Raw genomic sequence first — 23,486 nt, 5'->3', positions numbered from 1 at the left:
CATGACGTTCGACACCCTGCTGGTCGCCAACCGCGGCGAGATCGCGTCGCGCATCATCCGCACCGCTCGCCGGCTCGGCCTGCGCACCGTCGCGGTCTACTCCGACCCGGACCGCGGGGCCGACCACGTGCGGCTGGCCGACGAGGCCGTACGGCTCGGCCCGGCCCCCGCCAAGGACTCCTACCTCGACGCCGCCCTAATCCTCAAGGCCGCCCAGGACACCGGAGCCGGCGCCGTCCACCCCGGTTACGGCTTCCTGTCCGAGGACGCCGGCTTCGCCCGCCGCTGCGCCGAAGCGGGTCTGGTCTTCGTCGGCCCCACCCCCGAACAGCTGGAGCTGTTCGGCGCCAAACACACCGCGCGCGCCGCGGCGCACGCGGCCGGTGTGACGCTCGCCCCCGGCACCGGGCTGCTGCCCGACGTGGGCGCCGCCCTCGCCGCGGCCGAGGGGATCGGCTACCCGGTCATGCTCAAGGCGACCGGCGGGGGCGGCGGTATCGGGATGCAGGCGTGCCACGACGCCGACGCCCTCGACGACGCCTGGGAGCGGGTGCAGCGCGTGGCCGCCGCGTCCTTCTCCTCCGCCGGCGTCTTCCTGGAGCGGCTCGTCGAGCGCGCCCGCCACGTCGAGGTGCAGGTCTTCGGCGACGGCGAGGGCCGCGTCGTCACCCTCGGCGACCGCGACTGCTCGCTGCAGCGCCGCAACCAGAAGGTACTGGAGGAGGCCCCCGCCCCGGGACTCCCGGACACGGTGCGCAAGCAACTCACCGCCTCAGCCAGGGACTTGTGCGCGTCTGTGAACTACCGCTCCGCCGGAACGGTCGAGTTCGTGTACGACGCCGCCCGCGAGGAGGCGTACTTCCTGGAGGTCAACACCAGACTCCAGGTCGAACACCCGGTCACCGAGGAGATCTACGGCGTCGACCTCGTGGAGTGGATGCTGCGCCTCGCGCAGGGCGACACCACCTTCGTCACCATGCCGTTGACACCGAGGGGCCACGCCGTCGAGGCACGCGTCTACGCCGAGGACCCCTCGCGCGGCCACCGGCCGAGCGCGGGCCTGCTGACCCGCGTCGCCTTCCCCGAGGGCGTCCGCGTCGACACCTGGGTGGAGACCGGCACCGAGGTCACCACCTCCTACGACCCGATGCTCGCCAAGGTCGTCGCGCACGGCAGCGACCGCGCAGAGGCACTCGACAGGCTGGACGCCGCGCTCGCCGCGACCCGCCTCGACGGCATCGAGACCAACCTCGGTCTGGTGCGCGCCGCGCTCCAGAACGCCGACGTGCGCCGAGCGGCGCACTCCACCGCTTCGCTCGCCACGATCAGCGATCCGACGCCGCGCATCGAGGTCCTCGCGGCGGGCACCTCGACCACCGTGCAGGACTGGCCGGGACGCACGGGGAACTGGCAGGTCGGCGTCCCCCCGTGCGGACCGATGGACGACCTCTCCTTCCGGCTCGGCAACACCGCGCTCGGCAACCCCGAGGGCGCGCCCGGCCTCGAGTGCACCCTCCAGGGGCCTTCCCTCCGCTTCACCCACCCGACGACGGTGTGCGTCACCGGCGCCCCGGCACCGGTGACCGTCGACGGCACCGCCGTACCGCAATGGGAACCGGTCACCGTCGAAGCCGGACAGACCCTGGGCGTCGGGTCACCCGACGAGCACGGCCTGCGCACCTACCTGCTGTTCGCCGGCGGCCTGGACACACCGGAGTTCCTGGGCAGCGCGGCCACCTTCACCCTCGGCCGGTTCGGCGGACACGGCGGCCGCGCCCTGCGCGCGGGTGACGTCCTGCACGGCGGCGAACAGCGCCCGGAAACGTCCGTCGTGCCCCCGGACCGGCGCCCGGACTTCGGCGGCGTGTGGTACATCGGCGCGGTCGAAGGCCCGCACGCCGCCCCCGAGTTCTTCACCGACGACGACATCCGCGACTTCTACTCCGCGCACTGGAAGGTGCACTTCAACTCGGCCCGCACCGGTGTGCGCCTCGTCGGCCCCAGGCCGCGGTGGGCGCGCACGGACGGCGGCGAGGCGGGCCTGCACCCGTCCAACATCCACGACACGCCGTACTCCGTCGGCGCCGTCGACTACACCGGCGACATGCCCGTCCTGCTCGGCCCCGACGGGCCCTCCCTGGGCGGCTTCGTCTGCCCGGCGACGATCGCGACCGGACAGCGCTGGAAGCTCGGCCAGCTCCGTCCCGGCGACACGGTCCGCTTCGTCCCGGTGACCACCGAGGCCGCCTCAGGTCTGCGGCGGAACCCGGCCGCGGCCCCGCGCGCCGATCGGGATGCAGTCGTCGACGGCGGCATCCTCGCCCGCCTGCCACAGACCGAAACCCGCCCGTCGGTCACCTACCGGCGCAGCGGCGACGACAACCTCCTCATCGAGTACGGGCCGATGCAGCTCGACCTGGCCCTGCGCATGCGGATCCACGCACTCGCGCAGGCGCTGGCCGAGCAAGCACTCGACGGCGTCGAGGACCTGACCCCGGGAATCCGGTCCCTCCAGGTCCGGACAGACCCCGACGTCCTGCCTCAGGAGAAGCTCCTCGAGATCGCCCGGCGCGTGGAGGAGGAACTCCCCGCCTCCGACGAACTCGTGGTACCCAGCCGTGTCGTCCACCTGCCGCTGTCCTGGGACGACCCGGCGACCCGCGAGGCCATCGCCCGCTACATGGCGGGCGTGCGCGACGACGCCCCCTGGTGTCCCTGGAACATCGAGTTCATCCGCCGCGTCAACGGCCTGGAGACCGTGGAGGACGTGTACCGCACCGTCTTCGATGCCGAGTACCTGGTGATGGGGCTGGGGGACGTGTACCTGGGCGCGCCGGTCGCCACCCCGCTGGACCCGCGGCACCGGCTGGTCACGACCAAGTACAACCCGGCCCGCACCTGGACCGCGGAGAACTCGGTCGGCATCGGGGGCGCATACCTGTGCGTCTACGGCATGGAGGGCCCCGGCGGCTACCAGTTCGTCGGCCGCACCACACAGGTGTGGTCGGGCTGGCAGCAGCGCGGCGCCTTCGAGTCGGGCAGGCCCTGGCTGCTGCGCTTCTTCGACCGGATCAGGTGGTACCCGGTCGAGGCGGAGGAACTCCTGGAACTGCGCGCGGGCATCACGTCCGGCCGGTTCGTACCGAGGATCGAAGAGGGTTCCTTCTCACTCGCGGAGTACCGGCGGTTCCTCGCCGAGAACGCGGAGTCGATCGACGCGTTCCGGGCCGGGCAGAGCGCGGCGTTCCGCGCCGAGCGCGACGCCTGGGAAGCGGCCGGCGAGTTCACGCGCGAGCAGGCGGCCCCCGAGGCCGCCGCGCCGGTCACCGACGTCGAGGTCCCCGAGGGCGGCCACGTGGTCGAAGCCGAGTTCACCGCCTCGGTCTGGCAGGTCAACGTCGAGGTCGGCGACCGTGTGTCGGCCGGGCAGCAGCTCCTCGCACTGGAAGCAATGAAGATGGAGTCCCGGGTTCCCTCACCCGCCGACGGTATCGTCACAATGATCCTTACCAGGCCGGGCAGCCAGGTCGAGGCGGGCACCGCCCTCGTCGTCCTCGCTCCCGTCGAATCCGTGGAGGCAGCCGCGTGACCACCGCAGTGGACCGGGTGCGGGCCGCCTACGCACGCATCGCGCAGGTGGACCGGCCCGAGGTGTGGATCGCTCTGCGCCCGCAGGCCGATACGGAGTCGGACGCCGCAGCGGTCGACGCGAAGGTCGCCGCCGGCGACCGGCTGCCGCTGGCCGGAACGGTGCTGGCGGTCAAGGGCAACATCGGCGTGGCCGGACTGCCGACCACCGCCGGCTGCCCCGCCTACGCCTACGAGCCGGACACCGACGCGCCGGCCGTGGCGCGTCTGAAGGCCGCGGGCGCCGTCGTCCTCGGCACCACGAACCTCGACCAGTTCGCGACCGGTCTGGTCGGCACCCGCAGCCCGTACGGCGCGGTCCGCAACGCCCTGTCCCCGGAGCACGTATCCGGCGGTTCCTCGTCCGGCTCGGCGGTCGCTGTCGCGCTCGGGATCGCCGATATCGCGCTCGGCACGGACACCGCGGGCTCGGGCCGTGTCCCGGCCGCCTTCAACGGCATCGTCGGTCTCAAGCCGACCTTCGGGCTGATCCCGACCGAGGGCGTCGTCCCGGCCTGCGCCTCGCTCGACTGCGTCACGGTCTTCGCCCACACGCTCGCGGAAGCCGAGCAGGCGATGTCCCTCATGGCAGCGCCGCCCGGGCGGGCACTGTCGGCTCCGGCCCCGCGTGACCCCGGCCCGTGGCGGATCGCCGTCCCGGAACTCGGGCAACTGGGCCGGCTGGACCCCGGCTGGGCCGAGGCGTTCGAAGCGGCGGCGCAGCGGCTCTCCGACGCGGGCGCCGAGCTCCTGCCCGTCGACCTCGCACCGTTCACGGAGGCGGCGGCGATGCTGTACGAGGGCGCGTTCGTCGCCGAGCGCTACACGGCCGTCGGTGCCTTCATCGACGCGCACCCGGGCTCCCCGGACCTCGACCCGACCGTGGCCGGAATCATCTCGCGGGCCAAGGACATCCCGGCCCACCAGCTCTACGCCGACCAACAGAGGCTTGCATCCCTCCGCGTCCGGGCCCTGGCCACTCTGGGCGACGCGGACGCACTGCTCCTGCCTACCGCGCCGGGCCACCCGACCCTCACCGAGGTCGCGGCCGACCCGCTGGGCGTCAATGCCCGGCTCGGCCGTTTCACCAACTCCACCAACCTCTTCGACCTGGCGGCGGTCGCCGTGCCCGCCGGCGACGTGAACGGGCTGCCTTTCGGGGTCATGCTGATCGGCCCGGCCTTCACGGACGAGCGGCTGGTCCGTATCGCCGGGCTGCTCGACAACCCGCCCCTGCGGCTCGCGGTGATCGGAGCGCACCTGTCCGGACAGCCCCTGAACGGCCAACTCCTCTCCGTGGGCGGGCGACTGGTGCGCACCACCACGACCGCGCGGGCCTATCGGCTGTACGCGCTGGACACCCTGCCTCCGAAGCCGGGACTGGTCAGGGTCGGAGAAGACGGAGGCACGATCGAGGCCGAGGTGTGGCAACTGCCCGCCGAGGGACTGGGTGTGTTCCTCGCCGCGTTGCCCCGCCCGATGGCGCTCGGAAGCGTGGAACTCGCGGACGGAAGCTTCGTCACCGGCTTTCTCTGCGAGCCCCAGGCCGTCGAGGGTGCCCGCGAGATCACCTCGTACGGCAGCTGGCGCGCGTACCTGGCTGCCCTCCCCCGCCCCTGAGACGCGCACTGACCAAGTGCTCCCTACCTGATGAGGTGGAGCGGCTGCCGGCCGCAGACGCCGCCATCGGGCGCCGGCGCGAGTGCGGCCGCGCCGGGCACCGACACGTCGCGGCGCAGCAGCGCCCGCGCCGGCGGGTCACCGGCGGCTGTCGTGTTGTCGCCACGTCGTGATCTCGCCACCGGGTTCTCTTTCTCGTCGCTTCGCCGTTCGCCCATGCTCGTGCGGTGTTCACAGCTCGCCCGGAAGCCGCGGCGGCTGCCCTCACGGTCCGGAGTGGAGCAAGGAAGATGACACAAGTTCCCCGTCCCAGACGCGTTTTCGCGGCGTCCGTGGTCACCGCGCTCGCCACCCTGGCCGTCCCGGCACCCTCCGCGTCCGCCGTTCCCTCTCCGGCCGGAGGCACAGACGCCCGAAGCGTGCTCTCCTCCCTCGACCACCAGGAACTCCAGGCACTGCACCGGATGGCCACCCTGGATGTGGGTGGTCTGCGCGTCACCGACAAGGCGGCATTGCGTTCCGCCAAGCCCGTCGACGTGATCGTGCAGTTGAGCACACCCCCGGCGCGCACCGCGCGGCTGCTCGCGGCGGCCCGGGGCGGCAGCCTCAGCGACGCGGACGCCAAGGCCGCGGTGACCAAGTCTCATGAGAAGTTCCGCAGTGCGCTGGAGGACATGTTCCCCGGCGTCAAGGACAAGCACAAGCACACAGCCAGGACTACCAACGCCGTCCGTCTGCACCGCAGTTACACGCACAGCTTCGACGGCGTCAGCCTCAGCGTGCCAGGCAACCGCGTCGCCGACCTGCTCAAGCAGGACGGGGTCACGGCGGTCTGGCCGGACACCGAGATGAAAGCGTTCGCCGACCACGAGGCCGTGAGTGCCGTGGCCGGCCGAGAACCGAGAACCGGCAGCACAAGGCCACTTGACGACGGGCACGGAGCGGCGACATCGTCTGCCTTGCTCAGCTTCCGTACCGCGACCGCTCTCCGTCACGCCACTGCGGCGGACCGAGCACCTTCATTCAGTACCGCGCCCCATGCCTCAGCACGGTCGAGCAACTCTGGATCACAGCGGGTTTCGTCCTCCACGCGCGCAGGTGCTGGCTCACCTGCCGTGACACTGTCACCACTGATAACCAGGGGTGTTCCAAGGACATGCCCGAGCCGCTGCCCCCGATGAAGTTCATGCCGGTTCCTTGGAACTGAGCTGTGCGGCGGATACTCCTGTGGTGCTGTTGACGTGGATCGCCGAGGTGGCGGACGAACCCCTGATGCTGGAACCGGATGACCGGCAGGTGGAATGGGAGACCAACACCTGGCAGCTCGGCGCGGAGGGCGAGGACAGGATGTCGTTGACCGTCCCCGAGGTGGTCGCCGCCTTCGAACGGACTGCTGCCGCCCTCCGGTCCCGCATTCGCGAGCTGGGCTTTCACGGGGTGGCGACGTTCTACGTGTGGCACGACGAACAGGCCGGGCAGCTCCGCTGCTCAACTGGTTCGGTGCCCCCGGATGAGTTGCCGTTCGGCGGCCCCTACGTGCCCTCCGGTGATCTCGGTCCGGTCATCGAGGGATTCCTCGCCGACCGTCAGCCGGGCCTCATCACCTGGTCGCCGGATGACGGGCAGAACGCGGAACACAACGCGGCCGGGCACGAGGTCATCCCCTTCCCCGTCTGGGTCACCAGCGTCGGAACCGCCTCACACTGACCGCTGCCACCCGTCCGCCACCGGCCGACCGCCGGAAGTCACGAAGCGAGAGAGCTCTCACCGTCCGTCAGTGGCCTCGGAAGGCCTCTTCCAGCCACCAGGACCCGTGCTCGGCAGTGACCTTGGCATCGATGAGCAGGGGCGCGGAGCGGGGCCCGGCAACCCAGTCCCGGACGGGTTCGAGGTCGGCGAGGGTGCGGACGGTGACCGCTTCGAAGCCGTAGCCGCGCGCGATGGCGGCGATGTCGGTGGGCGGGAACACGACCGTGTCCAGGGGGAATTCGCCCGAGCTGAAGTGGTGGACCTCGGCTCCGTAGGCATCGTCGTTGTAGACGACGACCACCATCGGCAGGCCCAAGCGGCGGACGGTGTCCAGCTCGACGGCACTCATCAGCGCGCCGCCGTCACCGAGGGCGGCGACGGGCAGCCGGTCGGGCCGGGCCAGCGCCGCTCCGATCGCCGTCGAAAGGCCCAGGCCGATGGATTGGAAGGCCTGGGTGAAGCACAGGCTGTCGTGATCGGGCACGGACAGGAACATGGAGGGGTAGCCCATGAAGTTCCCTGAATCCACACCGATCACCCGCTCGGCGGGCAACAGGTCGTCCAGCGCGATGCTCAGGGTGCGTGGGTCGATGCGCTCACGGCTGCTCTCGTCCTCGTAGGACACATCCCGCCAGCGCACGCGTGCGGCGATCGACTCTCTGATGGTGAGGGTGCGGTAGCCGGGTCGCTGCTCTCCGCTCGCCTCAAGGGCCCGCCGTGCGGTGCGTTCCACATCTCCGGTGACGCCGAGGTGGACGGCGCGGTGCCGGCCGAGAGCGGTGGAGTCGTCGTCGACCTGGACGACGGTGGCCTCCGGGCCGATCAGCCGGCCGTGCCGCATCGTCCACATGTTCAGCGCGCAGCCCCAGCCCACGATCGCATCCGCACCCCGTACCAGTTCCGCGGTCAGGGGCGAGGCGAAACCGCCGGACACGTCGATCGACCACGGGTTGTCGTGGAACAGGCCACGGGCGACGGCGGAGGTGGCCAGCAGCGCGCCGTGCCGCTCCGCCAGCGCTGACAGGGCGTCGCGGCTACCGGGCGTGCGCGCTCCCCGACCGGCGACGAAGACGGGGCGCTGCGCGCGTTCGAGCGTCCGCACCAGCTCGGCGACGGCGTCCGACTCGGGCTCGACCGGAGGCCGTTCAGATGGCGGGGAGACGAGTGTGCCTTCGGGGGCGTCCAGTGCCTGGATCCCCAGCGGGAGATTGAGCAGCACCGTACGGCGCTCGTGCAAGGCCCGGCGGACGGCGCCGCATGCCTGCTCGACCGCGTCCTCGGCCGAGGTCACCCGCGCGCTGACCGCGCCCACCGAGTGCGCCAGCGCGTCCTGGTCGACGTAGAAGTTCGAGGTGGTCTCAGTGGTCTCCGCCGCGAGGACGAGCAGTGGAGTGCCGCTCTTGGCCGCCTCGGCGATACCGGTCAGCGCATTGGTCAGCCCGCACCCCTGGTGCACCGACAGCGCCGCCACCTTGCCGCTCATGCGGGCATAGGCATCGGCCATCGTCGCCGCCCCGCCTTCATGCCGGGCGGGAACGAACCGGGCGCCGGCCGCGACCAAGGCGTTGGTCAGATGGAAGTTCCCCGAACCGACCACACCGAAGACGTGATCGACGCCGGCCTCGGCTACGGCCCGGCCGACCGCTTCTGCAACCTTCATGCACCCTCCACCAGCGCGAGCACGCGGGCGGGAGCGCCGGATCCGGTGACGATGGGCAGAGGTCCGGCCACGACGACGGCGCCGGTCGGCGGCAGCGCGGCGAGGTTCTGCAACTGGGTCAGGCCGTACTTCCCGCTGCCCATCAGGAACGAATGGCACGGGAAGGCCGGATCGAACCCCGGTGCCTGACCGGCGTCGGTGCCCACCGTCTCGACCCCGAGGCCGATCACGGGCGACTCCTCGGCGACCCAGCGGGCACACTCCGCCGAGAGCCCTGGAGTGTGCGGGCCGTTCTCATCGGCGTTGAGGAACTCCCGCTGAGCGTGCGAGCGCTCGTCCCATCCCGTACGCAGCAGCAGCCAGCCGCCCTCGGGCAGTGGCCCGTACTGCGCCTCCCATGCCTTTACGTGGTCGATCTCGACCAGGAAGTCGGGGTTCACGGCAGCCTCGGCGGAGAAGTCCAACACGGCCGCCGGGGCGATCAGTTGTTGTGCGGGCACGGATGCCACGTCGGCGAGTCCCTGCCCGGTGATCCAGTGATTGGGTGCGTCGAAGTGCGTGCCGGTGTGCTCGCCGGTGCGGAAGTTGTTCCAGTACCAGGCAGGTCCCCGGTCGTCGTAGCGGCTGATCTCCTCCAGTTCGAAGACCGCGGTCTGGCCGAACTGGGCGGGCAGTTGGAGCACCGGCGTGGACGACGACAAAGGCGCTGTGAGGTCGACGACCTCGATCGAGCCACTGCGCAACGCGGACGTCAGCGCGGCGAGGACGGAGGGGTGGGACATCATGGCCTCCTGCAGATGGGGGCTGATCCGCGACGATCATAGTGCTGGCGCAGGCGTTACAGAGGGCGGCACCAGAGGTACGGCAAGCCTTAAATACAGCTGTCTGCCATCCGTGCGAGGCAGACAGGTGCGCGAGCTGCTATCCGTCCGAGGCAGACAGGTGCGCGAGGCCGGTCTCGTTCATGATGCGCTCGACCGTGGCATCGAGCAGGCTGTCGGCACCGATCACCGACTCCAAGCCGCCGGGGAGCAAGTCCCGCTCCCGGTACCAGTCGCGCAGGTGCTGCTCGGTGACCCGGGCCAGGTACTCGTGATCGCCTTTCGACTGGTGCCGCACCAGCGTCTCCTCGATCGAGACGTCGAGGTAGTAACAGCGGGAGACACCACGATGGGCACCGACCAGGCCGGCGACCATGTCGCCGTAGCGGTCGGCATACAGGATTCCCTCGACCACCACGTGGTAGCCGGCGTCGAGCGCGTAGCGGGCGACCGTGTCGATCAGGCCGATGTTGGCACCGCCGGGCACGTCCCGTTCGCGCAGCACGATCCGCCGCAGGTTGTCCTGCCCGACCAAGGCCAGGCCCCGCCCGAAGCGGTCCCGAATCCCGGCCGCCACCGACGACTTGCCGGACGCCGAGTTCCCGCGCACCACTACCAGCCGGGTCTCTTCAGTTCCCACCCTCACGCGCAGCACCGTAGCCGCCACCGCCAGACGCGGCCACGCGGAATGGGTCATTACTCTGGCGGCACGAGAGGTGGATCTCGCTCTCCTGGTGGACGTGGAGGGGGAAGGGATCACCGGCGTCGCCCAGTGGCGGGCGGGCGGCGAGAGGTTCTGGCTGGGCGAGGAGGGGTGCGGTATGCGCGGAGCGCCAGGCATCGGGCACGGGGGCAGGGGCAAAGGCAGGGGCAGGGTGACCGTTATCGTGCTGGTCACGCTGCTCACCGGCGCGGGATGCGCCGCGGGCTCGGGCGGCAGGGCGGACTCCAGTGGCAAAGACGCCTCGCCGAAGAGTTCTGCCGGTTCCCTCACCTGGGAGTTCGAGCACATCGCGGACTTCAGCGGAAAGTTCACCGACGTCGCCGCCCTGGCCGAGGACGACGTCTGGGCGGTCGCGACCGAGAACAACGGTGAGTCGAACGCCCATCTGCTGCACTACAACGGTACGCAGTGGAAGCGCGAGCCCCTGCCCGAAGCCCTCGGCAGCAGCCTCTACCCGCCCTCCCTCGAAGAGGTCGGCGAGAAGGCCTTGTGGCTGCGGCCGCGGACCGCTGAAGATGCCTCCGCCGTGAACCGCTGGGCTCAGTGGGACGGCACCCGCTGGTCGCCGGTGGCGAACCCTCCGTCAGGCAAGGCCGGCGACTTCGAGGCGACGGGCCCGGACGACATCTGGACCCTCGACGCCGCCGAACAGACCGCCCAGCACTGGAACGGCACCCGCTGGACCACGACCCGCCTGCCCTACGGAGCCTCCGACCTGGCGATCGTCGGACCGGACGATGTCTGGGCGGTCGGGAGCCGCTCAACGGGTCCAGGCACCGACCTGGGCACCGGCGAGGGCTACAGCCAGCCCGCCTCGATGCACTGGGACGGTACGTCCTGGAAACCGGTGGACACGCCACAGGCCCACTTCAAGGACCCCGTCCCGCCGGAACCCGGCGCCGGCCTCAACCAGGTCTTCGCCCTCGACAGCGGTGAGATCCGCGCGTACGGCATCAACACCTTCAACCACGGCGAGGTCGACAACGAACCCGCGGACCAGTTCCTCCGGCTGCGCCGGGACGGCTCCAAGTGGGTCGAGCAGGAGCCCGCGCCGGGCGGTTGCGCTCTGCGCAGGCCGGTCGCTCAGGACGACAAGGGCCTGTTCCTCGACGGCAATTGGTACCTCACCGACGACGGTACATGCGGGAAGATCGGGCGTCACCGCCTCCCTCTGTCCACCGGCGCCCGCAAAGGATCGAACCAGTCCCTGTGGCTCGAGGAGATCCACCGGGTGCCCGGCACCGGCGCATGGCTCGGTGCCGGGCACGTCCAGGTCAATCAGTCCGGTGCCCCCTTCGGTGCCCCCGTCGTCGTTCGCCTCCAGCGGGTCGGCTGACCTCCTCGACCCCCTGAAGCCGGCCGAGGCTCCGACGCGGCTCGGCTTCGGGCTGTCATCAGGGGCGCTGTCCGGTCGGATCGCCCGTCAAGGCAGGATCTCGACGTACCCGTCGGTTCCGTGCACGCGGATCCTCTGCCCGTCCCGGATCAGCCGGGTGGCCTGCTCCACGCCCACGACGGCCGGCAAGCCGTACTCGCGGGCGATCACCGCGCCATGGGTCATCAGTCCGCCCACCTCCGTCACCAGGCCCGCGATCCCGACGAACAGCGGCGACCAGCTGGGGTCCGTGAAGGCCGTGACCAGGATGTCGCCCGCTTCGAGATCGGCATCGGCCATGTCGAGGATGACGCGGGCCCGCCCCTCGATGGTCCCTGCGGAGACCGGTACGCCGACCAGGGCGCCGGGCGGCACGTCGTCGCGCCGGTACGCCCCGGTGAGGGCCTCACCGTCCGAGGTGAGCACCCGTGGCGGTGTGAGCGCGTGGTACGACCGGAACGCCTCCTTGCGCTGCCGGATGAGCTCGTCGTTCACCTGGTGCGAGCGCGCGACGTCGTGGAATTCCTGGAAGGTGAGGTAGAAGACGTCCTCCTTCTCATGAAGCACGTCGGCCTGCACCAGACGCCCGGCCTCCGCCAGCAGGGCCTGCTTGTAGACGAAGTAGCGGCTGATGATGCCGTACTTGGGGTACTCCCGGTACCCGATGAAGGTTCTGACCCGGTCGATCATCCCCTTGACCTCGTCGGCCTTCCGGTCCCCGTCCGGCAGGGCCCGCAAGCGCGACAGCACGTCCTGTTCCTTCTTCTGCGCCTTCAGCCGCCCTTGCTCGAAGCGCCGCTCGGCGGCGCCCGGCTCGAAGTTCCTGACGTTGTCGAGGATCACGGGCACCAGCGTGCTGGGGCGCTCGCGCCAACGTGGCCTCGTGATGTCGATCTCGCCGACGCAGCGCATGCCGTACCGGTCGAGGTACGCCTCGATCGCGTCGCGCGCCTCGGTCCCGCCCGCGAGCTTCGCCAGCTCGTCCAGGAAGTCGTCGCCGTCGACGCCCTGCAGGAACGCCACCACGTCCGGCTGCGGGCGGATCACGTCGGCGACGTCGAGCAGCGCCAGTCCCATCTCCGACGTGATGTTGTCGGGGGCGGACAGGGTGAGCGTGTCAGCCGCGTTCTTCTCGCCGAGCCACTCCTGCAGCTTGTCGTTGAGCCACCACGTGGCCTCCATCCCCGCCATGATCGCCTGGATGCTCAGGGGATCGCTGAGGACCCTCTTGTGCTCCTCGAAGGCCTCCAGCAGGAAGTCGAAGAGTTCCGGTCCGGTCTTCGTCCGGATGCCGCGCTCCAGGTCGGCGACGGACGCCTGGCTGCGCTCGATCAGCCCGGTGACGAGGGCCGGATCGGTGTCGATCGGGGCGGGGGCGCCGCCGGCCGGCCGGCCGCCAGGAGTCGCGTCCGGGAGCGACGGGACGAAACCGTCGCGGTCGATGACGGTCTCCAGGGCGTGCCTGATCAGCGGATCGCCCTTCCCCATGGCCTCCAGGAGACCGGCGCGGCTCGCGGGCGAGGCCAGGCGCCGTGTGACGTCGACGAACAGTCTCCCGCCGGCCTCGTGCATCGGCACCATCGCCGTCAGCTGCCACATGGAGAAGCCCAGGGGCTTCATGGGGTCGGTCATCATCTGCCCGTGACCGACGGAGACGTAGACGTGGTTCTCCCGGTCGTCGGCCTCGGGGATGGGGAACAGCGTCGTGATCGGCCGGCTCTGCACGATCTGGAAGCCGTCATCGACCAGGCACCATTCGATGTCCTGCGGGCGGCCGAAGTGCGCTTCGATCCGCCGCCCGAGCTGCACGAGCCGCACGGCCTGCGCATCCGTCAGCGCCGGCTGCCCCTGGCGCTGCGATTCGATGGCCACTTCCTGCGTCCCGCCGGCCGGCAGGGCGTGAACGGCACGCTGCTTGGCGGCGATCGCCCTTTCCACGACTTCGCCGTCCCGCACCTTGAAGACGTCCGGGTTCACCAGGCCGGAGACCAGGGCCTCGCCGAGGCCGAAGCCGGCGTCCACGGTGGCGACCTTCCGGTTGCCCGTGACAGGGTCGGCCGTGAACAGGATGCCGGACGCGTGCGGGAAGACCATCCGCTGCACGACCACGGCCATGTGGACCGAACGGTGGTCGATGCCGTTCCGCTGGCGGTAGGTCACGGCCCGCTCGGTGAACAGCGAGGCCCAGCACCGGCTGACGTGCTGGAGGATCTCCGTCGGCCCGATGACGTTCAGGTATGTGTCCTGCTGGCCGGCGAAGGAGGCCGTCGGCAGGTCCTCGGCCGTCGCGCTGGATCGGACGGCGTAGGCAGCCTGATCGCCGAGCAGGGCGAGCGCGCGGGTGATCGCCGCCCCGAGATCGCCCGGGATCGCGATCTCTTCGATGGTCCGGCGGATCTCCGCACTGAGCGTGCGGACCGCCTCACGGTCGTCCGGGTTCAGGCGCGACAACCGGTCGAGCCGGTCGTCGATCGAGGGTGCTTCCGCGATGATCCGCCGGAAGGCGTCGGTCGTCACGCAGAAGCCACCCGGCACGCGGATGCCTTCGATCCGCGACAGCCCGCCCAGGTGCGCGCCCTTGCCGCCGACGACCGCGATCTGTGTCCCGTCGATGTCTTCAAGATCCAGCACGTACTGCTCAGTCACTGGGTTACCTCCGAGGCAGCCGTGCTGCGTCGCACTGCGGTGGCCGGTCGCATCACCGGCACCTCCCACTCTGTCGAACCTCTGGTCAGGGACGTCCTCGTCCCTGGCCGCCCTCCCACTGACGAGTCGGCCGACCTCTCCACCCGGCCGAGCTGCGCACACCCTCGCCCCTCGGCCCCGAGCACCGGCGACGGCACTGCCACGCCCACCACTGATTCGACGTCACCGCGTCCCCCATACGTCGACAACACACGCACGTAGTGCTCCTCTTTCCCCAGGTTGTGGCCTCGGCCAAGGATTTTGCGCCACCACCCGGGCCTTGCCGCAAGCCCCCCAGTGCGCTATATGTTGAGAGTGGCAGGGAGAGTGATCTCTCTGCCTTTGTCTTTTCCCCTTGCCGTGTGCCGGGGCTGACCAGCTTCTCGCGAGGTGGCGGCGCGTCGCGTACGGCGGTGCGTGTCGTCGGCCCGGGCGGATGTCCCAGAGGCCTTCGGGACAGGCGTCAGCCTGTACGGCCTCGGGGTGATCGGCGTCGCCGTTCTTGCGTCGACGCCTGCCCGGCTCGGAAACCGAGCCCGACCACAGCTGCCGGCCCCTCCCCTGTCCTCGGAAACTGCGGATGCCCCGGCCGGGTGATCCGCAGGACCCGTCTCGTCGATCTCGTGAACACGATTTCCCAGGGCAGCTCTTGACTGTGCATCAGGCCGACGAGGCCAGGAGGCGCCATGCGAGAACCGTGATCAGGAGGCTTGACGCCAGGGCGGTGGTGAGCTGCCCGCGAGCGCCGGTCAAGGCCCGGCCGAGCAGTGCACCGCCACCGGCGAGGAGCAGTTGCCAGCTGGCGGACGCGGCGAAGGCGGCGAGGACGAACACGGCCTGCTCGAGATGGCTCGGAGCCGATGCGGCTCGGCCGCCAAGCACCAGGGCTACGAAGTAGACCACCGTCAATGGGTTCATCAGCGTGATCCCGCACAGCACCAGGTAGGCGCGGGCGGCGCTGACCGGTACGCCCTCGTCCCCCGGGGCGGGCGCATGACGTCTGCGGTACTTTCTCACTGCCGTCACACCGCTTCGGACCGCCAGGGCGACGAGTACCAGGGCCGACGCCCAGCGCAGAGGCAGCAGCACCGGCTGGATGGTCCGGGCGAGTGCTGAACCCCCGGCCTCGGCGATCAGGGCGTACACGCCGTCGGCGGTGGCAACCCCGAGTGCGGCACAGGCGCCGATCTTCAGTGCCGTTCGCGCTGTGAGGGCCACCAGGTATGTCGCGACAGCTCCCACCGGCATGGCGATGCCATAACCGGCAAGGAGTCCCGCGACCAGTGCGGCGGTCATGACCGCACGAGAATCGGCCTCCGCGATCGGCGGGGCTGCTGCTGGACTCGCCCGCGTCGAGCGGAGGGAGCCGGCGGCAGGGAAGCGTTGTTTGCGGTCATGCGCAGATGCTGCGTGCCGCGCCGCCGCCCGTGCAACCCGATTTGCCGTCCGCCAGCGCCACCCGACGCACACGTTCCACGATGCGCCACGTTCCGAGACCCGTTGGGGCCTTGTACCGATCGGCTTCAGAGCGCTGCGTCTACGACTCGTTCTCCTGCGGATGCGCCGCGCGCCACGCCGCCATCGACGCATTCCACTCGTCGCCGGACAGCGCGGTCAGCGATGCCGGGAAGAGGCCGTCCTCCTCCTTGGAGATGTGGCGGTGCAGCTCGTCGGCCGCCGCTTTGAACCGGCCCGCGTCGGTGGCGTCCGTGAGGTCGAGAGCGGGCAGCAGCGCGGCCAGCTCACGGTGCTCGGCGACCAGCGCGTCGATGTAGTCCGTGTATTCCGGATCCTCCCGCATCGCCGCGAACAGGCCGTTCTCCTCACCCTGCCAGTGCGTGGCCAGCTCCCGTGACATCACCTCGGTCAGCTCTCGCGCGGCCGCCGTGTCACCGCGTTCCAGGGCGCGCACCGCATCCCCCGCGGCGTCGGTCACCCTCTCGTGCTCGGCGATGAACTCCTTGATCAGCGGAATCTCACGGCAACCGCAGTAATGGCACATGCGCCCATCACAGACGCTCCCGCCCGGCTACCGGCGCCGTCAGGGCGCACGCCGCTCCCGTGCTCACCCATGTGCCCCATCCGACGGCGACAGCTCTCGCCCGGGGCGACCTCCGAGCAGACTGATCGGCATCGGCTCGTACGCTCCCGTAGCGAGGGCCGGCACCTTCAGCAGTCGGCGGGCTCGGCTCTCGCGTCCCGCCGGTACGGGGCGAGTTCCCGATTCGTTGCAGTCCGGGTCCGCGGCCTGCGGGCTTCACGCCCTGCTCTCCCGTCCGCCGTGCCTCCTCAGCGTGGGAGGGCCTGCGTGATGATCTGCACCAGGTGGCGGCTGTCGAGGCCGGCAAGGTCGCGTACCTCGTCAAGGCCCTGCAGGCCCACGGCACCCCGGTGTTGAGAGCATCCTCCGGCACCTGCCTGACGACTCCCGGGTCGTCGCCGACGGGCCATCTACCTGACCCGGGCTCACCCGCCCCCATCCGCCCACTGTCCCCCGCATGCTCCCGCGAGCACTCTCTCCGCGCCCAACCAGCCGTGCCCGGCAACGGATTGACGGATCGGCGTCGCAGGGGCAAAGATCGGCAGGAACCATAATCTGACAACGTTGTCTTTCGAGAGGGTCGCGATGAAAACATGGAGACGCGCGTTCACCGCCATCTTGATAGCCACCACCGTGACTGCCGCATCCGCCACCTCCGGCGTCGCGAACGCCCGGGAATCGGGGCATCGGTTCGCCGACGACCCCACCACGCTGGTCGACACGTCGATCGGCAACAACGGTGACGGGACCACCTTTCCGGGCGCGGCCGCTCCGTTCGGCATGGTGCAGCTGAGCCCCGACACACAGCTGAACAAGTACGCGTCCTACGACTACGCGCAGGACACCATTCTCGGCTTCAGCCACACACACCTGTCAGGTGTCGGCTGTCAGACGATGGGCAACATCCGGTTCATGCCGACCACCGGTGCGGTGACGTCGTCCGACCCGGCGCAGTACGGTGCGAAGTTCAGTCACGACAACGAGACGCGCGCGCCGGGCTACTACGGCGTGAAGTTCGACAACGGCATCAAGGCCGAGCTGTCGGCCACACAGCGAACCGGCCAGCACCGCTATACGTACCCCGGCGGATCGGGCGAGGAGAACGTCCTCATCGAGGCCGGTGAGAGCAACGGCAGCACCTACGCCGGCGACATCAAGGTGGTCGGCGACGACACCGTGGAGGGCTGGGTCCAGGGCGGAAACTTCTGCGGGGAGACCGGCAAGGAGCGCTACCGGGTCTACTTCAGCGCCAAGTTCGACCGGGCGTTCTCCAAGTTCGGCACCTGGACCGACGGCACTCTCACCCCGAACCAGCGCGACGCGTCGCGCGGCAGCAAGCGCGCGGGCGCCTGGCTGTCGTTCGACCCGGCCAAGGGCGACAAGGTCGGTTCCTCGGTGGGGCTGTCCTACACCTCCGTCGACGGCGCGCGCCTCAACCGTGAGGCCGAGCAGCCCAAGTCGTTCGACAAGGCTCGTACCGGCGCGCACGACGCCTGGCAGGACGAGCTCAACCGCATGCGCGTGGCCGGTGGCAGCACCGCCGACCAACGCACCTACTACAGCGCGCTGTACCACTCGCTGCTGCACCCGTCGGTGGGTTCCGATGTCGACAACCGCTACCGCGGCTTCGACGACAAGGTGCACCGCGGGGATTCCACCTACTACCAGATGTTCTCGCTCTGGGACACCTACCGTTCGCAGAACCAGCTGGTGGCGCTGTTGAACCCGGACAAGGCCGCGGACATGGCCAAGTCCGTCCTGCACATCTACCAGGACGGTGGCTGGCTGCCGCGCTGGGGGCTCGGCGGCGGCGAGACCAACGTGATGAGCGGCGATCCCATCACCCCGTGGGTCGTCGACATCTACAACCGCGGTCTGCTCGACCAGCGCACCTCGCGACAGCTCTTCGACGCACTCTGGAAGAACGCCAATGAGGTCCCCTCGGACCAGTCGATCTTCCGCGGCCGGGACGGCAACCCCACGTACGTCAAGAACGGCTGGGTCGGCTATCAGAACCTGCCCGGGTACAAGTACGGCGACAGCCGCCAGGCCGGTTCGGCCACGCTCGAGTACGCGCTGGGCGACTGCGCGCTGTCCACGATGGCCGATGGCCTCGGCTACCGGGACAAGGCCGCGACGCTCGCCTCGCGCTGCGACAACTTCACCCACCTCTGGGACTCCGGTGTCACGTCACAGGGCTTCACCGGCTTCCCGGTGACGAAGAACGCGGACGGCTCCGTCGCCGGCGACCCCGATCCGACGCAGTCCGGCGCCTTCCACGAGGGCACCGCATGGCAGTACCAGTGGCTCGCCCAGCAGGACCCGCAGACCCTTTACGGCCTCATGGGTGGTCAGGCGGCCGCCGAGCAGCGGCTCGACAAGTTCTTCGACATGCCGACCGTGCTCGCGGACCCGGCGAAGGCCGCATCCGATTCCTGGGTGACGGGCGCGTACGACTACCACAACAACTTCGCCTTCAACCCCAACAACGAGCCTGACTTCCACGCGCCGTGGATGTACACGTGGACCGGCGCGCCGTGGAAGACCTCCGCTGTGCTGCGTGCGATGCGGACGCTGTTCACCGACGACGCGTACGGCATGCCCGGCAACGACGACCTCGGCGCCACCTCGTCGTTGCTCGTCTTCGCGATGGCGGGCATCTTCGAGGCCCAGCCCGGCTCGGCCACCTACGTCGTCACGGCGCCGATGTTCGAGAAGGTCGAGATCCGGCCCGAACACGGGCGCAGGATCAGCATCGAGGCTCAGAGCGCCGACGCCTCGAAGCTGCAGTACGTGTCCTCCGTGCACACGGACAAGGGCGAGCTGCGCCAGAGCTGGCTGTCCCACAAGGACCTGCTCCGCTCCGGCACGATCAAGGTCAAGCTCTCGGACAGGCCCACGAGTTGGGGCGTCGACGCCGCTCCGCCGGCCGTGGCCCAGGACTGACACCGCGGGGTGGCGGACCCTCTCGCAAACCCGCCACCCCTACAGCGGCTACGCCGCCCGGGCCCGCCGAAGCGAACGCGGCCCGGGCGGCTCGCGCCAGGCGCCGTCAGGAGGCGTCGGACGCTGATCCGATGCGCTGGGCTCACCCATGGCGGTCCCGCATCGAGGGGATCCCGGCCGCCCGTCACAGGTTGCGCACCTGTCGAAGCCGGACAAGTAGCGTCGCCTGGCCTTCAGTTGGGGATCGACTCCAATGTCAGGACGTGCTCGACCAGGGAGATCAGGACGTCCTTGCCGGACTCCCGGTCGCGTACGTCGCACAGCGTCACCGGGGTGTCGGCGGTCAGGTCGAGGGCGCGCGCCACTGCTTCCCGGCTGTGCGTCCGGATGCCGTCGAAGCAGTTCACGGCGACGATGAAGGGGATGCCGCGGCTCTCGAAGTAGTCGATCGCGGGGAAGCAGTCCGCGAGGCGCCGCGTGTCGGCGAGGACCACCGCGCCCAGGCAGCCTGTGGCCAACTCGTCCCAGACGAACCAGAAACGGTCCTGGCCGGGGGTGCCGAAGAGGTAGAGGGCCAGGGTGTCGCGCAGGGTGATCCGGCCGAAGTCCATGGCAACGGTCGTCGTGGTCTTCGCGGCCACGCCCTCCAGGCTGTCCACCGGCCGTGAGGCCTCGGTGAGGGGTTCCTCGGTGCGCAGCGGGCGGATCTCGCTGACCGACTCCACCAGCGTGGTCTTCCCCACGCCGAAGCCGCCGGCGATCAGGAGCTTGAGAGCGGTGAAGTCGGCGGACGCCGAGTGCGCGGCGCGGTCAGAGTGCACGGAGGCCATCGATCACTTCTCGCAGGAGGTGGGCGGAGAGAGGTTCTTTCCCGGTGGCGGTGGACTCGGGCGGGGTGATGCGGATCAGTCCCTGAGCCGTGAGGTCGCCGAGCAGGACGCGTACGACGCCGAGCGGCAGACCCGAGTCCGACGCCAAGTCCGCTACCGGGCGCGGCCCTTGGGCGCACTGGGCCAGCAGGCTGCGCTGCTCGGGCGGGACCGGGCCGCGCGGGGTGGCGGACGTGGAGCGGACGATCGCCATCAGGTCGACGCGTTCCGCGCCGTTGTCCGTGCGCGCGCGGCCCGCGGTCATGGCGTAGAGGCGGACGAGAGGGCCGGCCTCCTCGTCGTAGCGGTCGGTCCACGGGTCGGGGGCCCGGTCGGCGCCGTCGGGTGTCGGTCGGCGGCCGTGCGGCACCTCGGTCACGACGTCCCGCCGTCCGGCGCCGGGGCGCCGTCCGTCCTCGCGGGTACGGCGAGGTGCTCACGCACGCGCTCGACCAGCAGGGCCATCTCGTACGCCACGAGACCGATATCGGCGTGCCCGTCGGTGAACACGGCGATGCAGGACCCGTCACCCGCGGCGACCACGAAGAGGAACCCGCCGTGCAGCTCGACCATCGTCTGGACGACGCCGCCCGCGTCGAAGTGGCGGCCCGCGCCCTTGGCGAGGGAGTGGAACCCGGAGGCGATGGCGGCGAAGCGCTCGGACTCGTCGCGTCCCAGGCCGCGGGAGGCGCCGACGCACAGGCCGTCGGTGGACAGCATGACCACGTACCGGACCTCCGCGACACGGTCGACCAGGTCGTCGAGGAGCCAGTCGACACCGCCCGTGCCGTGGTCGTCGGGGTTGTCACCCAGGTTCGTGACGGTGAAGGTCGGGGTCATCGGTTTCGGAATCCTTCTTCGGTCGCGGTATGAGGGTGGGGCGCGGCATGCTGGGCGCCGGACGGACTTCCGGGGCCGGACGGGGTGTCCGGCTCACCGTGAGCCGCGGACGCGCGGCGCCGGCCGGAGCGCAGGGACGCCATCGTGGCGCGCGCGGCCTCCGGGGATCGGACGGCCGGGTCCTGGGCCGGCCGTGCAGCAGTGCTCGCGTTCTCGTCATCGCGCAGTTCGGGGGCGAGGCTGGCCTGGCGCACCCGGCGCGGCAGACCGTCCTCGGACTCGGGATCGTGGATCGAGGTGGCTTCCGCGGTGGGGGCGGGCGAGGACGGCGCCGGCGGGCGGGCCGCGTGGCGGGCACGAGTGGGGACTTCGCGTGGGGCGGTGTGGGCGAGCGGGGGCTCGGGTGCGCGCTCCGGTCGGGAGATCGGCTCCTGTTCGGGGTGCCGCTGTGCCGGTGGCGGAGCGGCGACCGGATCAGTGGCCGGTACGTGACCGGAATCCAGCGCGCGGGGCTCCGGCAGGGGCAGTGGCCGCAAGCCCGGGTGCGGTGCCTCGAGGAGCTGCTGCGGAAGGAAGACCACGGCGGTGACGCCGCCGTAGACCGAGCGGCGCAGGGTGACGTCCACCTGCTGGCGCTCGGCGAGGCGGTTGACCACGAACAGGCCGAGCCGGCGCGAGTCGAGGAGGTCGATGTCCGTGGCCCGGATCTTCTCATTGGCCGCGGCGAGCGCCTCGTCGCCCATGCCGAGACCCCGGTCCTCGATCTCCAGGACGGCACCGGCCCCGACCTCCTCTCCGCGCACCACCACGGGGGTGTGCGGCGGCGAGAAGGCCGCGGCGTTCTCGGCGAGTTCGGCGACCAGGTGGATCAGGTCGGCGACGGCCGTGCCGGCCAGACGCAGATCGGGGATGTCGTGCAGCTGGACGCGGTCGATGTCGGCGGTCTCCGCGATGCCCGCGCGCACGGCGTCGATGAGCGGGACCGGGTTGCGCCAGGCACGGCCGGGCGCGGAGCCGGACAGGATGAGCAGGGACTCGGCGTGGCGGCGCATCCTGGTCGTCAGGTGGTCCAGGCGGAAGAGGTCTTCCAGGTCCGTGGGGTTCTCGGTGCGGCGTTCCATCGCGTCGAGGAGCTCCAGCTGGCGGTGGAGCAGCACCTGGCTGCGGCGGGCGAGGCTGACGTAGACGCCGGAGACTCCGGTGAGGACGGCGGCGCGGCCCGCGACGGCGCGCAGGGCGGCCCTCTGCACGGTGGTCAGAGCGGAGCCGACCTGACCGATCTCGTCCCGGATGGGGGTTCGGGCGAGCGGGGCCTCGGCGTCGAGGTCGAGCTCGTCGCCACTGTGGATGCGGCGGATCGCGGCCGGCAGCCGGGTGGCGGCGAGCTCCAGCGCGGAGTTCCGCAGTCCGGTGAGATCGTCGACCAGACCGCGCCCGATGCGTACGGAGAGCAGCAGCGAGAGGACCACACCGAGCAGGCCGAGGACCACGGCGAGGCCCGAGCTTCCCAGGGTCGCAAGGGAGTACGGCTGCGCGTCGGCGCCCGTGTCGACGGCGCCCCGCTCCGCCGCGGCGAGCCCGGCCAACGTGTGTTGCGCGACGGAGTGCCAGTCCCCGGCCGGCACGGCGGACACGGCCCCCTTCTCACCGGCTGCGAGGACGGCGTCCTGGGCGGTGGCGAGTTCGGTGGCGCTGCGCGACGCGAGAACGGCGCGGTAGCGGGCGGCGCCCTCGGCCGGCAGGTCGGGCACCGCGGCCTTGGTGAGCCCACGCTGCTGGGCCACGTCGCCGATGAACGCGCGGTACTGGGCGGCGGACATCGCGCCGTCGGCCTGCGCGGCACCGAACACCGCGTCCTGGCGGCTCAACGCCTCGCGGGCACGGGCCAGTTCGAGGACGGTGCGGGTGTGGGAGGCGCGGTCGGGGCGGTCGGCGCCCGCGAGCCCGGCGCGCACCGCGAAGGCCCGGTCGACGGCCGTGCCGTAGCCGGAGAAGACCGCGGCGGAGTCGTGGGGTGTCGCGCGCCGCTGCTCGGGGAGGGACCCCGCGCTCTTGAGCAGAGCGCTGATCCGGTCGGGCAGCTGAGCGTCGAGGGCCGCGAGATCAGTGCTGCTGGAGCGGATGCCCGCACGCAGGGCCGTGACGGCCTTGCCCGTGCGGGACCGGGCGGCATCGAGGTCGCGGCGGGCGGACGGGCCCGGAGCAGCCCGGTATCTCAGGTCGGCGGCACGCTCGTCCTGGACCGCGGTGGTGAAGTCCGCGACCGGCTTCACCAGGGCCGAGTTGATCTGCCGCAACTGCTCGGTGGACGAGACCTGCGACGCGGTGGTGACGGCAGCGTGCCCCCACAGGGCCATCAGCGAGAGGACAGGCACCGTCAGCAGGGTGACGACCTTCGCTCGGATCGACTTGGGACGCCACCGTTCGGGCAGCGGAAAGCGTGCGGGCATGACCAGGGATCTCCTTGGCGGTGCAGGAGTGTTGAGGGCGCGCGAAGTGGCGTTCGGCCCGGGGAACGGCGGGCGGCGT

General features: G+C 70.8%; 17 protein-coding genes. 6 read left to right on the top strand and 11 right to left on the bottom strand.

The window, feature by feature from the left end:
* Position 1: 1 nt before the first annotated feature.
* The gene (gene uca, locus OHO83_RS43300) at positions 2–3,589 is read left to right on the top strand and encodes an urea carboxylase (RefSeq protein WP_330280667.1); all 3,588 of its coding nucleotides are present in this window, start codon (positions 2–4) and stop codon (positions 3,587–3,589) included.
* The gene (gene atzF / locus OHO83_RS43295) at positions 3,586–5,247 is read left to right on the top strand and encodes an allophanate hydrolase (protein WP_330280666.1); all 1,662 of its coding nucleotides are present in this window, start codon (positions 3,586–3,588) and stop codon (positions 5,245–5,247) included. Before uca ends, atzF begins: the two co-directional genes overlap by 4 nt.
* Positions 5,248–5,270: 23 nt before the next feature.
* Here atzF and OHO83_RS43290 read toward each other — a convergent pair whose 3' ends face one another.
* A complete protein-coding gene (locus tag OHO83_RS43290; protein ID WP_330280665.1) occupies positions 5,271–5,465 on the bottom strand; it encodes a hypothetical protein in 195 nt (64 codons plus the stop codon).
* A gap of 201 nt (positions 5,466–5,666) precedes the next feature.
* On the opposite strand from OHO83_RS43290, the gene OHO83_RS43285 reads away from it, so the two are divergent.
* Both OHO83_RS43285 and OHO83_RS43280 read left to right on the top strand, forming a co-directional pair.
* The gene (locus OHO83_RS43285; RefSeq protein ID WP_330280664.1) at positions 5,667–6,428 is read left to right on the top strand and encodes a protease inhibitor I9 family protein; all 762 of its coding nucleotides are present in this window, start codon (positions 5,667–5,669) and stop codon (positions 6,426–6,428) included.
* A gap of 49 nt (positions 6,429–6,477) precedes the next feature.
* Entirely contained in the window at positions 6,478–6,954 is a 477-nt protein-coding gene (locus OHO83_RS43280) for a hypothetical protein (RefSeq protein ID WP_266680810.1), read from the top strand.
* 67 nt (positions 6,955–7,021) lie between these two features.
* Here OHO83_RS43280 and OHO83_RS43275 read toward each other — a convergent pair whose 3' ends face one another.
* The 3 genes from OHO83_RS43275 to OHO83_RS43265 all read right to left on the bottom strand — a co-directional run bounded on the left by OHO83_RS43275 (position 7,022) and on the right by OHO83_RS43265 (position 10,174).
* Positions 7,022–8,656: a thiamine pyrophosphate-binding protein gene (locus OHO83_RS43275; RefSeq protein WP_330280663.1), complete on the bottom strand. Its 1,635-nt coding sequence runs from the start codon at positions 8,654–8,656 to the stop codon at positions 7,022–7,024.
* On the bottom strand, positions 8,653–9,438 hold the full coding sequence (locus tag OHO83_RS43270) for a cyclase family protein (protein WP_266681775.1): 786 nt from the start codon (positions 9,436–9,438) through the stop codon (positions 8,653–8,655). Before OHO83_RS43270 ends, OHO83_RS43275 begins: the two co-directional genes overlap by 4 nt.
* A gap of 139 nt (positions 9,439–9,577) precedes the next feature.
* Positions 9,578–10,174 carry a kinase gene (locus OHO83_RS43265; protein WP_266680806.1) on the bottom strand — a complete coding sequence of 199 codons (597 nt, stop codon included), beginning with the start codon at positions 10,172–10,174 and terminating at the stop codon, positions 9,578–9,580.
* A gap of 19 nt (positions 10,175–10,193) precedes the next feature.
* On the opposite strand from OHO83_RS43265, the gene OHO83_RS47160 reads away from it, so the two are divergent.
* A complete protein-coding gene (locus OHO83_RS47160; protein WP_443066081.1) occupies positions 10,194–11,537 on the top strand; it encodes a hypothetical protein in 1,344 nt (447 codons plus the stop codon).
* A gap of 87 nt (positions 11,538–11,624) precedes the next feature.
* Here the strand turns inward: OHO83_RS47160 and rph are convergent, their stop codons facing one another.
* From rph to OHO83_RS43245, 3 genes are all read right to left on the bottom strand, one after another.
* Positions 11,625–14,222 carry a rifamycin-inactivating phosphotransferase gene (rph, locus tag OHO83_RS43255; protein ID WP_266680804.1) on the bottom strand — a complete coding sequence of 866 codons (2,598 nt, stop codon included), beginning with the start codon at positions 14,220–14,222 and terminating at the stop codon, positions 11,625–11,627.
* A gap of 699 nt (positions 14,223–14,921) precedes the next feature.
* Positions 14,922–15,557 carry a LysE family transporter gene (locus tag OHO83_RS43250; RefSeq protein ID WP_330280662.1) on the bottom strand — a complete coding sequence of 212 codons (636 nt, stop codon included), beginning with the start codon at positions 15,555–15,557 and terminating at the stop codon, positions 14,922–14,924.
* A gap of 241 nt (positions 15,558–15,798) precedes the next feature.
* Positions 15,799–16,263, bottom strand: a complete 465-nt coding sequence (locus OHO83_RS43245) for a hemerythrin domain-containing protein (protein ID WP_266680800.1) — start codon at positions 16,261–16,263, stop codon at positions 15,799–15,801.
* Positions 16,264–16,935: 672 nt separating this feature from the next.
* Between OHO83_RS43245 and OHO83_RS43240 the strand changes: the two genes are divergently transcribed.
* Entirely contained in the window at positions 16,936–19,248 is a 2,313-nt protein-coding gene (locus OHO83_RS43240) for a GH92 family glycosyl hydrolase (protein ID WP_266680798.1), read from the top strand.
* Positions 19,249–19,481: 233 nt separating this feature from the next.
* Here OHO83_RS43240 and OHO83_RS43235 read toward each other — a convergent pair whose 3' ends face one another.
* The 4 genes from OHO83_RS43235 to OHO83_RS43220 are packed head-to-tail and all read right to left on the bottom strand — an operon-like array spanning position 19,482 to position 23,407.
* The gene (locus OHO83_RS43235; protein WP_266680796.1) at positions 19,482–20,078 is read right to left on the bottom strand and encodes a GTP-binding protein; all 597 of its coding nucleotides are present in this window, start codon (positions 20,076–20,078) and stop codon (positions 19,482–19,484) included.
* Entirely contained in the window at positions 20,059–20,496 is a 438-nt protein-coding gene (locus tag OHO83_RS43230) for a DUF742 domain-containing protein (RefSeq protein WP_266680794.1), read from the bottom strand. The genes OHO83_RS43235 and OHO83_RS43230 overlap by 20 nt, the downstream gene beginning before the upstream one ends.
* Positions 20,493–20,957: a roadblock/LC7 domain-containing protein gene (locus OHO83_RS43225; protein ID WP_266680792.1), complete on the bottom strand. Its 465-nt coding sequence runs from the start codon at positions 20,955–20,957 to the stop codon at positions 20,493–20,495. Before OHO83_RS43225 ends, OHO83_RS43230 begins: the two co-directional genes overlap by 4 nt.
* The gene (locus tag OHO83_RS43220; protein ID WP_266680790.1) at positions 20,954–23,407 is read right to left on the bottom strand and encodes a nitrate- and nitrite sensing domain-containing protein; all 2,454 of its coding nucleotides are present in this window, start codon (positions 23,405–23,407) and stop codon (positions 20,954–20,956) included. Before OHO83_RS43220 ends, OHO83_RS43225 begins: the two co-directional genes overlap by 4 nt.
* Positions 23,408–23,486: the final 79 nt, after the last annotated feature.

It is taken from the genome of Streptomyces sp. NBC_00569 (genome assembly GCF_036345255.1).
Classification (GTDB): Bacteria; Actinomycetota; Actinomycetes; order Streptomycetales; family Streptomycetaceae; genus Streptomyces.
This window is presented reverse-complemented; position numbering and strand designations above follow the sequence as displayed.

Bases quoted from the DNA above. Each gene is read 5' to 3' on its own strand.
- OHO83_RS43290 (WP_330280665.1), bottom strand. From the start codon at position 5,465: ATGGGCGAACGGCGAAGCGACGAGAAAGAGAACCCGGTGGCGAGATCA.
- OHO83_RS43225 (WP_266680792.1), bottom strand. From the start codon at position 20,957: ATGACCCCGACCTTCACCGTCACGAACCTGGGTGACAACCCCGACGAC.
- OHO83_RS43245 (WP_266680800.1), bottom strand. From the start codon at position 16,263: ATGTGCCATTACTGCGGTTGCCGTGAGATTCCGCTGATCAAGGAGTTC.
- OHO83_RS43275 (WP_330280663.1), bottom strand. From the start codon at position 8,656: ATGAAGGTTGCAGAAGCGGTCGGCCGGGCCGTAGCCGAGGCCGGCGTC.
- OHO83_RS43265 (WP_266680806.1), bottom strand. From the start codon at position 10,174: ATGACCCATTCCGCGTGGCCGCGTCTGGCGGTGGCGGCTACGGTGCTG.
- OHO83_RS43250 (WP_330280662.1), bottom strand. From the start codon at position 15,557: ATGACCGCCGCACTGGTCGCGGGACTCCTTGCCGGTTATGGCATCGCC.
- OHO83_RS43220 (WP_266680790.1), bottom strand. From the start codon at position 23,407: ATGCCCGCACGCTTTCCGCTGCCCGAACGGTGGCGTCCCAAGTCGATC.
- uca (WP_330280667.1), top strand. From the start codon at position 2: ATGACGTTCGACACCCTGCTGGTCGCCAACCGCGGCGAGATCGCGTCG.
- OHO83_RS43270 (WP_266681775.1), bottom strand. From the start codon at position 9,438: ATGTCCCACCCCTCCGTCCTCGCCGCGCTGACGTCCGCGTTGCGCAGT.
- OHO83_RS43235 (WP_266680796.1), bottom strand. From the start codon at position 20,078: ATGGCCTCCGTGCACTCTGACCGCGCCGCGCACTCGGCGTCCGCCGAC.